This window comes from Frigoribacterium sp. PvP032, assembly GCF_017833035.1.
Lineage (GTDB): Bacteria > Actinomycetota > Actinomycetes > Actinomycetales > Microbacteriaceae > Frigoribacterium.
In genome coordinates this window covers 1319695-1333882 of the sequence record NZ_JAFIBM010000001.1, presented here as the reverse complement: position 1 = coordinate 1333882, position 14188 = coordinate 1319695, and the positions used below count along the sequence as shown (strand labels likewise).

Sequence of the window (14188 nt, the reverse complement as noted above, 5' to 3'; positions counted from 1 at the left end):
TGCCTCAAGCGTAGGGGACGCCGAGGATCAAGGCCGCGCCGTGACGTTCTCGAGGTATGCGCTCCTGACCCTCCCCGCGGCGTCGACCCAGTTCACCTCGTAGCCGGAGGGACGGTGCGAGACGCCGTCGTAGTGGACGTCGACCGAGGCGTGGACCGGGGAGCCCGACGCGAGCTGCGCCTTCCAGATCCGCTCGATCTTGGCGTACTCGGCGACGCCCTTGCTGTTCAGCGTCTCGTGCATGGCGGTGAGGTTGACGGCCTCGCCCGGCCCGCCGAACATGCTCGCCCAGATGTGCCCGCCCTCGTCGCCGGGGACGCGGTCCCCGCGCCCGGCGGCCACCTGCTGATGCTTGTTGCGCTCGCTCGCGACGGAGCCGGGGTCGAGCTGGGCCTCGCTGTAGTCGACGCGTCCCCGGTGATCGGTCTCGAACACGAAGCGGTCGTCGACGACGTACCGGGCATCGGCCTCGGGGTGGTTGAGCTCGTAGCTCCAGCCGCCCTTCCCGCCGGACTGCACGATGCGGGTCGTCTTGTCGTCCACGCGGGGGTCGACAGGGAGGTCGTCGACGAGGAGGTCGTCGACGGGGATGTCGTCGGCGTCGGGCCCGAGGTCCGTCGGGTCGAGCACGGACGTGTCCTGCACGGTGGCGTCGTCCGCGACGGGCACCTGGTCGTGCGGGGCACGCGGCGCAGGGTCGGACAGGTCGTCGAGCGAGCCGCCGAGCCGGAAGTCCGTCGCGTCGTCGACGTGCGGCACCGGTGCCTGGTTCGCGGGCGGGACCACGTCGGGGGCCCCGCCGAGGGAGGTGTCCACGTAGCTGCCGTCGGCACCGTCGACGTCGGTGCGGGTGACGACGCCCTCGTCGATCATCTGGTCGACGGTCATCACCTCGTCGAACGCGTCGAGGACCCGGACCTGGATGCCGCCGCCCGGACGGCCGAACGCCGGCGCGATCTCGGACACCTCGATGCGAGCGCCTGCGGGCAGGTCTCCCGTGAGCACGTAAATCGAGTAGGGCGCCCGCAGGTTGCTCGGCGGCAACGAGCGCTGCTCGAAGGGCGTGTCGGGGAGCGACAGGAAGCCGCCCGACGGGTCTCCGAGACGGTCGATCTGGGAGCCGTAGTCGCGCGTGAAGGAGTCGGCGGAGGTGTACTCCACGTAGGTGCCGGACACCGCTCCGTCGTTTCCCGGGTACCGGGGCATGCCCGTGTCGCCGACGTAGCGGGCGTCGTACTCGGCCTGCGAGAACGGCGTGCCGTCGACGTCACGGCCCCAGGGCGCGCCCGCGTCGCTGATCAGGTGCTCGATGGCCGGGTCGACGACGCCCGGGTGGTCGTAGCCGGCCGGAGTCGTGCCCGATGTCGGCTGCACCTCGCCGTAGTTCGGGTCGACCGGGTCGCCCCGGTCGGGCTCCCTGGTCCAGTCGGGACCGAAGTCCGCGTCGGACAGGACGGGATCGCCCATGTCGGGCGTCCACTCGACGGGCGGGCGACCGGGCGTGCCCGGCGTGCCCGGCGGCTGGCCTCCGTCACCGGGGCCCGGCTGGCCTGCGTCGGCGGGAGAGCCGTCGGCAGGAGGGCCGTCGGCAGGAGGCGCGTCACCGGTGGGCGGATCGCCCGCAGAGCCCGGACCGGACCCTGCCGGACCGTCGCCGAGCCCCGAGCCGGGGGCCGGCGCGGACGGCGTGCCGCCGCCCGAGGGGGTCGAGGGATCCGTCCCCGGCCCGCCGCCGCCGGAGCCGGACGTCCCTCCGTCGTGGTGGCCGCCTCCGCCCACCTGGGCTGGCTCGGGGACGCGCACGGGCACGTCGGCGGTCGCCGGCGGGGCCGCCGGCGCCTCGGACCGGGGAGCCGGCACCTCGACGTCGGCGTGCACCCCGTCGAGCTCGAACCGGCCGCCCTGCATCGACGGCACGTCGACCCCGCGGAAGTCCGTGAGGTCGCCGAGGTGGGCGGGCGACAGCGCGGACGTCACGTTCTGGGCGATGTCGGAGAGGGTCGGCAGGACGAGCTTGCTGCCCTTGGACACCCAGGTGAAGGGGTCGGTGGTGAGGTCGACGAGCTTGACGACCTGCGCAGCCCGCGCTGCGAGGGAACCGGCCTCGGCGGCCTTCCCGGCCTTGCTGATCTTGCCGACCCAGCCGATCACCGGGACGACGGTGGTGACGATGTTGAAGGCCGCGGCGCCCAGGGCTCGCCCCGGGTCCTCCGACCACTCGTCGGCGGCGACCATCTCGAGGCCGAACGCCCCCCAGGCGTCCCCCGCCGTGTCGCCGGCGAACTCGCCTGTCTCCGGGTCGCGCCCGATGAGCGTGCCCATGCCGCCCCACATCGTGCCGAGGTTGTCGAGGCTCCAGAAACCGGGCCCGAAGCCGAGCAGCTGCAGCGTGCCCCAGCCGACGCCCATGATGAGGCCGTCGAAGACGATGCCCCCGATCAGGTCGGGGATGAACGTGACCGTGTTCTTGACGCACGACTCGCCGGTCTCGCTGTTCGACCGGCCCCACGGCAGCTCCGTCCCCTCCGGGAGGGCCTCGTAGCCGTAGCCCAGGGGGTCGTCCTCCCCCTGGATCGCGTGGAGCGGAGCGAGCCCCGACAGGGCCCTGATCGCGTTCGCGCAGGTGCGCTCCGCCGCCTGGTACGCGACGACCTTGTCGGCGACGCCGTTGACGATGCGCGTGTTCTCGTCGTTGAGGTCGCCGTCCTGGTCCCAGTTGTCGGACCAGGTGATGCCGAGGAACGACGATCCCTCGTAGGAGTCCGCCTTGCCCTTGAGGGTCGTCGCGTCCGCCTTCAGCGCCTTGAGCGCGTCGACGATCGGACGCGCCTCCTCGACGAAGGCGTCGAGGGCCCTGGCCATGGCCTCGAGGTCCGAGCCGAGGGAGTCGGTCGTCGTGCCGACGGGCGTCATGGACTCGAACAGGGTGCTGTCGCTCGGACCCGAGTAGCTCGTGGCCAGCCCGGCCCACGACGTGACGACGGCGGATCCGCCGTCGCGCACGCCGCCTCCGGCCGTCCGGAACTCGGATGCGGCCACGGACACGCCCTCGAGGTCGACGTCGGTGTAGGGGATGCCGCCGGGGACGACGAGACTCGCTGCAGCAGCCATCTGCTAGCCCTCCTGGAACGCGCTGAAGTCGCCCGTGGAGGCGGCGTGCACGGCGTTCGCCTGCGTGGTCGCCGCCATCTCCTCGTGGCCTTGCTGGATGGCGGTGACGGCCCCCGACGCGCCGAGGAGGCACGCCTGGATCCGGTCGCCGATGCTGCGGATGGTCGCCGACTGCTCCTCGAAGTAGCCGTTCAGGGCCTCGCCGATCACCGCCGACTCGGCCGCGGTCGCCGCGCTCATCGCGCTGGCGGCCACTCCGCCGCCCGTCGTGCCCTCGGCGCCGCCGAGGGCTGTGGAGATGTCGGCGCTCTTCGTGAGCACGTCGTTGAGGACGGCCTCGACCCCGCCGGGGTCGACCGCCCAGCCCTGGTCACCCACCGGCTAGCCGATGTTGCCGACGGCGGACTTCGCCTTGCTGATCGCACTCGTGGCGCTCTCGTCGTTCTGCTGGAGCGACGAGCGGAGCGTGCTGATGATCGTCCGGACCTCGCCGGCGACCTCGTTCCACTTCTGCTCCTTGGACGCGTAGTCCTCCGAGACGCCGTCGGCGGCGTAGTCGCTCATCGCGGCCTTGACGTCGCTGTCGCGCTGCGTGATGAGCGACTCCAGCTGCGAGGCGACGGCGTTGAAGTTGTCCTGCGCGTTCTGCGACGACGCGATGTCGTAGTCGCGGCGGTCGGCCGCGTTCCCACCACTGCTCATGATCGTTCTCCCCTGTGTCCGGTGGTTCGTGTTCGTTCGGGTCTGCGCGTGCGGTCGCGGAGCGGCGTCAGGCGCGCGAGCCGAAGCGGGCGGCGTCGTAGTTCGCGCTGCTGTCGGCGCTGCGGGTCTGGTCGGCCATCTCCTGGTCGCCCTCGGCGAACGAGCGGTCCATGCCGGCGATCCCGGTGAGGACGCTGCCGAGCGCGCGGTCGAGGTCGATCGCGATGCGGTCGGTCTCGGACTTGAACTTGTCGAAGGCGGCGCGGCCGGTGCCGTTGAACTTGCCCTGCAGCGGCTCCGCCGCGTCGGCGAGACGGCGGACGAGCGTGCCGAGGTCCTCGCTCGAGCCGGACGTCTGCTTGGTCAGGTTGGTCAGGACCTGGGCCCCCATGGCGAACTTCATGTCGTTACCTCTCCTCGATACCCCACGTCCGGGCGACAATGACCGGCTCAGTCAAGCAGATGTCTCCCGCCGAGTCACGCCCCGGACGAGAACTGCTCACGTCGGGGCCCGGCCGACGAGCCGCCGGGCCTCCCCGAGCAGCCATACTGGTGTCGTCCTGAGGGGAGGATCAGCATGACGTCGTCGATCGCCGACCCGGCCGTCCCGTCCGTCACCTGTGCCCGTTGCGGAGCAGGGACCGCGCCGCGGTCGCTCCGCTGTGCCGACTGCGGCTCCCCCGCCGGTCCGCCCCGGGCGAGGAACGACGACGACGCCCCCGCCGGCCTGCGCGGCACGCGACCGGCCTCCTCGGGCCGCGTCCTGCTCGGCAGGGCTCTCGACCTCCTCACCCTCGCGGCGGGCGCCGCGGCCGGCGCGGGCGTCCTCGCCCTGCTGGACGCGACCGTGTCCGGGGACGCATCGCCCCGAGGCGTCGTGGTCGGCGCCCTGCTGGGGGCCCTCGCCTCCGCCTGCGTCGTCGCCGCCTCCTGGTCGCGGCGCGGCCGAGCGCTCGGCGGGCTCGTCGCCCGCACGCGAGAGGTCGACGGCGCCGACGGCCTTCCCCTCCGGCTCCGCCTCGTCCCCGCCCGGCTCGTCGGCCGCGGGCCGGCGAGGGGCCACGACGACGTGCGGGGTCCCCTGTCCCGCCGGCTCGGCACCGTCGTCGCCGACCTGACGACCGGGCGCGACCCGTCTGCCGTGGTCCCGGCGTCCTCCCGCGGGACAGTCCGGACGTCGTCCGGCGATCGGCTCGACGACCGGCGCGACGCCGTCGCGGACGACCTGGGCGACCTCGAGCGGACAGTCTCGTCGGCAGGGACCGACACCCGTCGGCCGCGAGCCGACCAGGCACCTCGCCCTGTCGGCGACGGCACCGCAGCCGCCCCGTCCGACGAGGTCCGGCTGCGCTTCCGATCCGGGCTGGTCCACGTCTTCACGGGCGCGGCCGTGGTCGGTCGCGGCCCGGCCGCGCCCGACGGCGCGGTGCCGCTGGCCGTCCCCGACCTCTCGCGCACGCTCTCGAAGTCCCACGCCTCCCTCGTGCGGCGGGGCGACGTCGTCGTGCTGACCGATCTCGGCTCGACCAACGGGACGACGGTGCGGACGGCCGACGGCGGGGTCGTGCCCGTGTCGCCGGGCACCGAGGCGGAGCTGCGCCCGGGAGCGGTCGTGAGCATCGGCGACCACGAGTTCGCCCTCGAGTTCGCACCGGACGCCGACGTCCCGGCCGGCGGGGAGGGTCAGCGGTGACCGCCGTCGACGAGCCGTTCGTCCCGCACCCGCTCGCGGACAGCGAGGGAGAGGGGACGGTCAGGACCGAGACGCGGGCCCCCGTCGTGCACCTGAGCGAGGGGCGCCTCGACCTGCTGGCGAAGGTCGCCCGTGCCGGCGGCCGTGTCGTCCTCGTGTCGGACGGTCGTTCCGTGCTGACCGAGCCGATGAGGCACGCGCTGCAGCAGGTCGGCGGACGGTGGGTCGTCCGCGGCGCGGACGGCCAGCTGCGCGACGGCCGGTCGGGGCGGCGCCTCGACCGGTTCCAGGACGCGGTGACGGCAGGGCCGCCCCGGTCGCCCGACGACGTCTCGCTCGCTCACCTCGACCTGCGCACCCCGACGGCGACGCAGCTCGTCGTCTCGGCGTCGACGCGCCACCAGGCCCGCGCCGAGACCCTCCTGGGCGGCACCGTGGAGCGGATCGTCCGGCACCTGGACGGCGACGTCCCCTCCGGCTGGGGCACGCACGAGCCGGCGGCCCGGACCTGGGACCGGCCGGCCATGACGGCCCACGCGCGGTCCCGGATGCCGCGGGCCACGACGTACGTCGTCACGGGCTCGGCACGACTGCCCCTCGCGCTCGACGTCACCGCCCGGCGCACCGACCGCGGCGTCGAGGAGCTCGTCACCGGCCTGGTCGGGATCGGCGGGATCGACGACGACGACGTGACCCGTCGCCTGGCCGACGTGCCCCGGCTGCTCGCCGGGATCGCGGAGGTCGGCATGCCGCTCTTCGGGCTCGTCATGGCCCGGCGCGGCCGTGCGGACCTCACCTGGCCGCCGGTGCTCGAGTCGCCGCCGGTGCCCGTCGCGCTGTTGATCGGGCCCCCCGGGGTCCGCGGCCTCGGCCTCGACGTCGCCGACCTCGGTCGTCGCTTCGACGCCGCCGTCACGGGCCGGCCCCGCACCCCTGGTCTCGTCGTCCCCCTCGGCGACGGCGTGGACCCGGCGGGGATAGGCCGCCTGGCCGAGGTGCTGGACGCCGTCGGCGGAGCCGACGTCCTCCGGGCAGCCGGGGCAGACCCCCTCCAGGAAGAACAGGTCAGACGTGCCGCAGAACAGTGACTCCCTCCTCCTCGAGAGCGTCGCGACGCACCGGGCGCGCCTCCGTTCGGCGTTCCTCCTCGGCTGGCTCGTCGACCGGCGACAGGTGAACGACAACGTCAAGCGCTTCGTCGGCAGCGTCGTGCTCGCCGCGGTCGCCTGCGTGGGCTGCGTCGGCTACTCGTTCGTCGTGGACGCCCTCGCTCGACAGGCGGCCGAGCGGGCGGCGCAGTCGTCGTCGGCCCCTGCCGTGCCGACGAGCACGCCCCGGGCCTCGGACGCCCCGCCGACGACCGGTCGCCCCGGGTCGTCCGCCACGCCGACCGACGACCCGACCCGCATCCCGACCGACGGAGACGCCCGATGACCGACTTCACCCGGATCACCGTCGTCGGCGCCACCAGGCGTGCCGACGTGGTCGTCGCGACCACCGAGCCCTGGGCGGGGCTCCTGCCCCGCGTCGTCGACCTGCTCGGCGAGCGGGGCACCGACTCGGCCCAGCCCCTCGCCCTGGTGCGCGTGACGGGCGACGAGATCGACCTCTCCGGCGACTCGGCCACCCAGTCGGTGGCCGACGGCGAGGTGCTGCACCTCGTCCGCCGGAGCGACGCGCCGCCGCCGCCCGAGGTCTCCGACGTCACCGACGCGGTCTCGGAGGCCCTCACCCGGCGGGGCGACCTGTGGTCTCCCCGCGTCCGGCGTGCCGTCGCCGCGGCGGTCGCCGGCGCCGCGACCTTCCTCGCGGCGTCCGTCGTGGTCGACGCCGCGTCCGCCCCCGCGAACCGGCCCGCCACCGCTGCGGGCCTGGTGGCGGTGGCGGTGGCGGCCGCCGCCCTCTCGCTGGTCCTGGGGCGGACCGGCCGCCGCTGGTCCGCCTCCTCCCTCACGGCGGCGGGCGCGGGCCTGGCCCTCCCCCTCGGCGTCTCGGTCGCCCAGGTCGCACCGGCTCACGCCGGCCCCCTCGCCTGGACGCTGGCCGCCGCGTGGGCGTGGCTGGCCGTGGGAGCGGGACTCGGGCTCGGCTCCGGGCACCGCCCCGTCGTCCCCGCCGCCGGCCTCGGCGCGGGCCTGGCCCTCCTCGCCTCCGCCCTGTGGCTCACGGCGGTGCCGATCGAGGCCGCCTGGGGCGTCGTCGCGGTGGTCGCCCTGCTCGCCGCGGGGCTGCTGCCCTGGTACGCCATGTCGACCGCGGGGCTCACGGGCCTCGACGACCAGACGGCGTCGGGGTCCCTCCCCGCGCGCGACAGGGTCGTCGACACCCTCGCCGACGCCTACCGGTCGCTCGACTGGGCGACGGCAGCCGTGGCCGTGCCCCTCGGGGCGTCAGCCACCGCCCTGGTGCTGTCGGACGACCCGTGGGCTGTCGCCCTCGGCGTCGTCGTCACGCTCGTGACGGCCCTGAGGACGAGGTCGTTCCCCCTGGCGCTGCAGGGCGTTCTCCTGTGGGCGGCCGTCGCGGTCGCCGTCCTGGTCGGCCTGTCCTCGCACCTCTCCGGCTCCGCCGGGGTGCTCGTCGCCGCCCTCTCCGCCGTCGCGGTCGTGGCCGTCCTGACGGCGGGGGTGCAGCCGGCTGCGCACACGCGCGCCCGGCTCCGCTCGCTCGGCAACGTCCTCGAGACCCTGAGCGTGATCACGGCCCTCCCGCTCCTCCTCGGCGCGTTCGACCTCTACTCGCAGCTGCTGGGGACCTTCTGATGAGGGCGACCCCCGACCCCCGTGACGTCCTGTCCGCCCTCGCACGCAGCGCCTTCACGAGCACGGCAGGAGGCGCGCGGGACCTCGGCGAGGACGACCGGCACATCCGACAGAGCGTGTCGACGAGCCGGCGCATCGGCCTCACGGGCGTCGCGGGCGGCTCGGGGACCTCGGCGACCGCCGCCGCGGTGGCCTCGGTGCTCGCTCACCGCCGGGCAGGGCGCGTCCTCGCGGTGGACGGCGCCGCGGGCCTGCGCGGGACCGTCTGGCACCTCGGTCTCGACGACGAGGCCCGGAGCACGCCCGCCTCGGCGGTGCGACGCACGGCCCGGACCTCGTGGCAGGCCACGACGGACCTCCCGGTCGCGCCGTCCGGCGCGCTCGTGGTGGGCCTCGGCGACCGGGACGACCCCTCCCGCGTCCCCGTGCCGTCCCGGTGGGCCGACGAGGTCGAGCCGATCGCCCGGTTCCACGAGGTCGTCGTCTCGGACTGGGGCGTCCGCTCGCCGCACGTCGACCTGGGCGACGCCGCCAGGGACAGCCACGTGCTCGCCGTCGTGAGCCGGTCGGAACGGGCCGCCCTGGAGGAGGCGGTCGCGCTGGCCGGGACCGTCGCCCGCATCCCGTCGCCGCCCCGCGTCGTGGTCGTCGTCGTCGACGTCGGTGGGGTCGGCCACGCGGCCGCGCGGCTGCTCCGCCGGCGCGGAGACCACGACGTGCCCCTCGTCACGCTGCCCTGGGACGCCGCGAAGACGGCCGGCGTCCCGCCGACGAGCCGGTCCCTGCGGCCGGCGAGCCGCCGCGCGCACATCGAGCTGGCCGCGGCCCTCGTGCAGGCGTCGACGAGCACGTCCGACGTCGAGCACGCTGAGCACGTCGAGCACGTCGGCTCTCGGCAGGAGGCGGTCTCGTGACCCTGAGGATCGTCCACCGGCCCGCCCGCGTCACCCGCCCCGTGAGCACGGGTCAGCCGGAGTCGCTCGCGCCGCCTCCCCAGCTGCCGGAGGGACCGGCGGGAGGCGTCCCGCTGCAGAGCCTGCTGCCCGTCGTCGGCGCCGTCTCGTCGGTCGTGATGATGGTCGTCCTGCGCGGCAACAACCCCGTGCTCATGGTCGTCGCCGCGCTCATCTTCGTCGTCGCCCTCGTGGGCGGCCTCGGCATGGCGTTCACCCAGCGGGGCAACGCGGCCCGCAACAGGCGGACGCAGCGGGAGAGGTACCTCGACTACCTCGAGCGCGTCCGCGGCGACATGCGCCGCCGGGCCGGCGAGGTGCGGGCCAGGGCGGCCGAGGTCGACCCGGCGCCGGACGCCCTGCCCAGCCTCGTGCTCGACCCTGCCCGCCTCTGGGAGCGGCGCCGGGGCGACACCGACTTCCTGCGGGTGCGCGTCGGGCTCGGCGTGGTCCGGTGGTTCGACCTGGCCGTCCCGGACGACGCGAACCCCGTCCAGCCCCTCGACCCGCTCATGCTCAGCGAGCTCGAGCAGGTCTCGCAGCACTACGGCGTCGTCCGCGGCATGCCCGTCACGGTCGACCTCGACGGGGTCGGCCACGTGTCGGTCGTCGGCGGGCGAGAGCAGGTGCTCGCCGTGGCGAGGACCCTCGCCGTCCAGGTCGCGGCCCTGCACTCGCCCGACGACGTCCGTGTGGCGGTGGCGTTCCCCGAGCAGGTCGCCGGCGACTGGGCCGGCTGGGACCTGCTGCCGCACGTCGCGATGGACGAGACCCTCGACGGTCCCGTGGCCGCGCGTCGCGTGGCCCCCTCGCCGCGCGAGCTGTCACGCGTGCTCGCCGACGACCTCGGCGAGCGCAGCCAGCTCGCGGCCAGCGTCCGGCGCAGCGGATCGGGGTCGGCGAGGCCCGAGGTGACGAGGATGGTCGTGCTGGTCGACGACCACGGGCACGTGGCCTCCGGCCTGCCCCTGCCCGACCAGGACCTCGGCCTGGCCGACCTCCGGATCACGGTCGTCCACCTGCTGTCCGACCGCCTCCACGAGCCCTCTGACGTCGCCTCGCGCATCGTGGTGGACGACGACGGCGGACTCACGGTCACCGACCTGCTCGCGACCGAGGGCGACGAGGAGCCCGAGCAGCGCGGCGCAGTCGGCGACGCGGTCTCGGAGGCGGCCTTCACGGCCGTCGCCCGCGCCCTCTCCCCCTTGCGCCTCTCCCTCACCAGCCAGGAACGCACCGAGGCCCAGGAAGCCGTCGGCATCATCGACCTGCTCGGCGTCGACGACGTCAGGACCCTGGACACCACGTCGACGTGGCGGCCCCGGTCGCCCCGCGACTTCCTCCGGGTGCCGATCGGCGTCGACGACGTCGGGGCGCCCCTCCTCCTCGACCTCAAGGAGAGCGCGCAGCTGGGCATGGGCCCGCACGGCATCTGCATCGGGGCGACCGGCTCGGGCAAGAGCGAGATGCTCCGGACGCTCGTCCTCGGCCTGACGACGACGCACTCGCCCGACGACCTCGCGATGATCCTCGTCGACTACAAGGGAGGCGCCGCCTTCGCTCCCTTCGTCCGGCTGCCCCACGTGGCCGGGCTGATCGACAACCTGGCCGACGACCCGCAGCTGACGCAGCGCGCGAGGGCGAGCATCGCGGGCGAGGTCCGGCGTCGCCAGGAGCTGCTCAAGGAGGCGGACTCGTCGCCGAGCATCTCGCACTACCGCGAGATGCGCGCGTCGCGCCCCGAGCTGCCCCCGATGCCGCACCTCCTGCTCGTCATCGACGAGTTCGGCGAGCTGCTGACGGCGGAGCCCGACTTCGTGGACCTGCTGCTCACGATCGGCCGGATCGGCCGCTCGATCGGCGTCCACCTCCTGCTCTCGAGCCAGCGGATCGAGGGCGGCAAGCTGCGCGGCCTCGACACCTACCTGTCGTACCGGCTGGGCATGAGGACCTTCTCCGAGGCAGAGAGCCAGGTCGTCCTCGACACCCCCGATGCGTTCCACCTGCCGGCCGTGCCGGGCTACGGCTACCTCAAGGTCGACACGAGCGTCTACCGCCGCTTCCGTGCCGGCTACGTGTCCGGTCCCGTCCCCGTCTCCGGTGCGGACGCGGCGCGGCACGACGGCGTCGAGGCGGTCGCGCCCTTCCTGCTGCCGACGTACAACACCGTCGCCACCGCGGACGACGACCCGGGCGAGATCGAGCTGACCCGGCCGGAGGTGGGACGGGCCCTGATCGACGAGGCCGTCGACCGCATCGCCGTGGGAGGGCTCGCCACGACGCCCGTCTGGCTGCCGCCGCTGCCCACGAGGCTCGCCCTCGGAGCCGTCGTGGACGCACCGGGCCGGGCCCCCGCGGCTGCCATGTCCGTGCCGCTCGGCCTCCTCGACGAGCCGGCGCGACAGCGCCAGCGCGCGTGGACCGTCGACCTCACCAAGGGAGGCGGGCACGCGGCGGTCGTCGGCGCGCCGCAGTCCGGGCGCACGACCTTCCTCCGCACGGTGGCGGCGTCGCTCGCCCTGACGCACACCCCCCGCCAGGTCAGCATCTACGGGATGGACCTCGCCGGCGGCGGGCTGTCCAGGATCGAGCAGTTCCCGCACGTCGGCGGCGTCGCGACCCGCTCCGACCGCGCGCGCCTCCGCCGCCTCCTCGAGGAGCTGCAGGCCATGGTCCGCACCCGGGAGGCCGTGTTCCGCGACCACGACATCGACTCGCTCCCCATGCTGCGGGCGCGTCACGCCGAGGGAGCCGTGCCCGAGCTCGTGTCCGCCGACGTCGTCCTGCTCGTCGACGGCTACGGCGCGCTGCGCACCGACTTCGAGGAGCTCGAGGACCCGTTCGCCGACCTCCTGCAGCGCGGCGGCAGCTTCGGGATCCACGTCGTGGTCGGGCTGACCCGGTGGAACGAGCTGCGGATGGCGGTGCAGCCCCTGATCGGCCAGCGGTTCGAGCTGAGGCTGAACGACCCGCAGGACAGCACCATCGGCCGCAAGTTCTCGGCAACGCTGAAGAGCGGGCAGCCGGGGCGCGTCCTCACGGACGACACCCTCTTCGCGCAGGTCGCGCTGCCCGTCCTCGACGACACCGACGACGACAGGGTCTCGGAGGCGCTGCAGCAGCTGGCCCGCCGGTCGGCCGCCAGCTGGAGCGGCCCCCTGGCCTCGCCCATCCGGCTGCTGCCCGAGTCCTTCGACCCCGACGAGCTGCCCGACGAGCTCGAGGCCCCTGACGTGGTGCCCTTCGGGCTGCGCCAGGACACGATGGAGTGGGTCGGCTTCGACCCGGCCAGGGACCAGCACCTCCTCGTGCTCGGCGACACCCGCTGCGGCAAGACGACGCTGCTGCGCGGCCTGGCTCGCGGCTTCATGGACCGGGCGACGCCCGACGAGCTCGTGCTCGCCTTCATGGACGTCCGAGGAGGCGCGGTGGAGGGCACGCCGGACGCCTACCTGGGCGGCCACGCCAGCAACGGCCGGGACGCCAGGGGCCTCGCGACGGCCATCGCGGACGAGCTCGAGGCCCGGCTGACCGGTGCCGTGACCGGCCCGCGGCCCCGCATCGTCGTGCTGGTCGACGACTACGACATCCTCGCCTCCGCCGGCACGGAGCCCCTCCGGCCCCTGCTGCCGTATCTGCCGTCGTCCCGCGACCTGGGCCTGCACGTCGTCGCCACCCGTCCCGTCGCGGGTGCGTCGCGGGCCCTCTTCGACCCTGCCCTGCAGTCGATGCGCGACAGCGGCGGTGCCGGTCTCGTCATGAGCGGGGAACGCTCGGAGGGCCCCGTGTTCCCCAAGGTCTTCGCCGAGCAGTTCCCGCCGGGGCGAGGGCGCCTCGTCCGGCGCGGGACGGCACCGCGCATCGTCCAGGTGGCGGCGTTCCCCGCCGCCGAGACAGGAGCACCCCGTGCCTCGTGACATCGTCGTCGTGACGTCCCGCCCGCCCGACGCCACGGCCCTCGTGCAGGCCGGCCTCGCGGTCGACCCCGGGCTGGGGGTCCGCGCCGTCGAGGCGGGAGCCTACGTGCAGCTCGTCGCGGGGGACGGCTCGGCCGTCGTCTCGTTCGGGCACCCGAGTCGCGTGGAGTCCGCTGACGAGATCGCCCGTCTGGCGCCCGGCGCCGCCGAGCGCCTGGGCACGCCGGTCTTCTGGACGGAGGCGTGGGCGCCGTGGGGGGCCCGCGGCGACGCGGGGGTCGCCGTGGCGTTGGGGCTCGCCGCCTCCCTGGACGGCGTGTGCATCGTCGAGGACGCGTCGTGACCGGGCCGTCGCGGGACGACGTGGTGCGACCTGGCTCGGTGCCGGGCAGCATGCGCCTGCCGGGGACGACCAGGGCGACCGGGGACGGTTCTCCCGTCTCGTCGGAGTCCGTGCCCGGCACCCGCCGTCAGTCGGCGAGGGGCCGAGCCAGGACCGTGGTCGTGGCCGGGACGGCAGGAGGCGTCGGCACCACGACCGTCGCCGCTCTCGTCTGGGACGCCGTCGTCCGGCGCGGCGGCACGCCGAGCGCGAGCGACCACACCGAGGGCGCGCTGGCTGCCCGCCTGCCGGTCCACGCGCGGGGGGCGGCCTCGCACGACGCCGCCCTGACGGTGCACGACCTGGGTGCCCACGCGACCGGCCCCGGCGACGTGTTCCGGGTCCCGGAGAACTCCGCCGTGCTCGTGGCGCCGGCGAGCCCCGCAGGCCTCGAGGCGATCCGCCGGGCCCTGCACCGGCTCACCGCGCTCGGCGACGGCGGGGGCCCGACGTCCACGGTCGTGGTCGTGACGGAGCCCTTCGGACGCCCTCGCGCCGACGACGTCGTCCGCGCGGTCACCGGCGAGCACCCCGGGGTGAGCGTGGTGCGGCTGCCCGCCGACCCTGCCCTGGCCGGATCGGGAGCACTGCGCCCCGCCGACCTGCTGCCGTCGACGCTGCGGGCGGCCGAGGCGGTCGTCGACCGCCTCGGCCTCTGACGCGGCCTC

General features: G+C 74.9%; 12 protein-coding genes. 8 read left to right on the top strand and 4 right to left on the bottom strand.

The window, feature by feature from the left end; genetic code table 11:
* Nucleotides 1–27 precede the first annotated feature (27 nt).
* The 4 genes from JOE35_RS15835 to JOE35_RS06160 form a co-directional block, all read right to left on the bottom strand.
* The gene (locus tag JOE35_RS15835; protein WP_209560348.1) at nucleotides 28–3111 is read right to left on the bottom strand and encodes a glycohydrolase toxin TNT-related protein; all 3084 of its coding nucleotides are present in this window, start codon (nucleotides 3109–3111) and stop codon (nucleotides 28–30) included.
* A gap of 3 nt (nucleotides 3112–3114) precedes the next feature.
* Nucleotides 3115–3489 (bottom strand): DUF6507 family protein, encoded by a 375-nt coding sequence (locus tag JOE35_RS06170; RefSeq protein WP_209560347.1) that lies wholly within the window; start codon nucleotides 3487–3489, stop codon nucleotides 3115–3117.
* A gap of 3 nt (nucleotides 3490–3492) precedes the next feature.
* Nucleotides 3493–3813 (bottom strand): pore-forming ESAT-6 family protein, encoded by a 321-nt coding sequence (locus JOE35_RS06165; RefSeq protein WP_209560346.1) that lies wholly within the window; start codon nucleotides 3811–3813, stop codon nucleotides 3493–3495.
* A 67-nt stretch (nucleotides 3814–3880) separates the two neighbouring features.
* Nucleotides 3881–4216: a hypothetical protein gene (locus JOE35_RS06160; RefSeq protein WP_209560345.1), complete on the bottom strand. Its 336-nt coding sequence runs from the start codon at nucleotides 4214–4216 to the stop codon at nucleotides 3881–3883.
* Nucleotides 4217–4390: 174 nt separating this feature from the next.
* Here JOE35_RS06160 and JOE35_RS06155 point away from each other — a divergent pair, with 174 nt between their 5' ends.
* From JOE35_RS06155 to JOE35_RS06120, 8 genes are read left to right on the top strand one after another with little or no spacing between them, the layout of a single operon-like run.
* A complete protein-coding gene (locus tag JOE35_RS06155) occupies nucleotides 4391–5506 on the top strand; it encodes an FHA domain-containing protein (protein WP_209560344.1) in 1116 nt (371 codons plus the stop codon).
* The gene (locus tag JOE35_RS06150) at nucleotides 5503–6594 is read left to right on the top strand and encodes a DUF6177 family protein (protein ID WP_209560343.1); all 1092 of its coding nucleotides are present in this window, start codon (nucleotides 5503–5505) and stop codon (nucleotides 6592–6594) included. The genes JOE35_RS06155 and JOE35_RS06150 overlap by 4 nt, the downstream gene beginning before the upstream one ends.
* The gene (locus JOE35_RS06145) at nucleotides 6578–6940 is read left to right on the top strand and encodes a hypothetical protein (RefSeq protein ID WP_209560342.1); all 363 of its coding nucleotides are present in this window, start codon (nucleotides 6578–6580) and stop codon (nucleotides 6938–6940) included. Before JOE35_RS06150 ends, JOE35_RS06145 begins: the two co-directional genes overlap by 17 nt.
* Complete coding sequence (locus tag JOE35_RS06140) at nucleotides 6937–8268, top strand: EsaB/YukD family protein (RefSeq protein ID WP_209560341.1); 1332 nt, start codon at nucleotides 6937–6939, stop codon at nucleotides 8266–8268. Before JOE35_RS06145 ends, JOE35_RS06140 begins: the two co-directional genes overlap by 4 nt.
* Complete coding sequence (locus tag JOE35_RS06135) at nucleotides 8268–9182, top strand: hypothetical protein (RefSeq protein ID WP_209560340.1); 915 nt, start codon at nucleotides 8268–8270, stop codon at nucleotides 9180–9182. The genes JOE35_RS06140 and JOE35_RS06135 overlap by 1 nt, the downstream gene beginning before the upstream one ends.
* Complete coding sequence (eccCa, locus tag JOE35_RS06130; RefSeq protein WP_209560339.1) at nucleotides 9179–13138, top strand: type VII secretion protein EccCa; 3960 nt, start codon at nucleotides 9179–9181, stop codon at nucleotides 13136–13138. The genes JOE35_RS06135 and eccCa overlap by 4 nt, the downstream gene beginning before the upstream one ends.
* Nucleotides 13128–13481 carry a hypothetical protein gene (locus JOE35_RS06125; RefSeq protein WP_209560338.1) on the top strand — a complete coding sequence of 118 codons (354 nt, stop codon included), beginning with the start codon at nucleotides 13128–13130 and terminating at the stop codon, nucleotides 13479–13481. Before eccCa ends, JOE35_RS06125 begins: the two co-directional genes overlap by 11 nt.
* Nucleotides 13478–14179 (top strand): hypothetical protein, encoded by a 702-nt coding sequence (locus JOE35_RS06120; protein WP_209560337.1) that lies wholly within the window; start codon nucleotides 13478–13480, stop codon nucleotides 14177–14179. Before JOE35_RS06125 ends, JOE35_RS06120 begins: the two co-directional genes overlap by 4 nt.
* The last annotated feature ends 9 nt before the right edge of the window (nucleotides 14180–14188 follow it).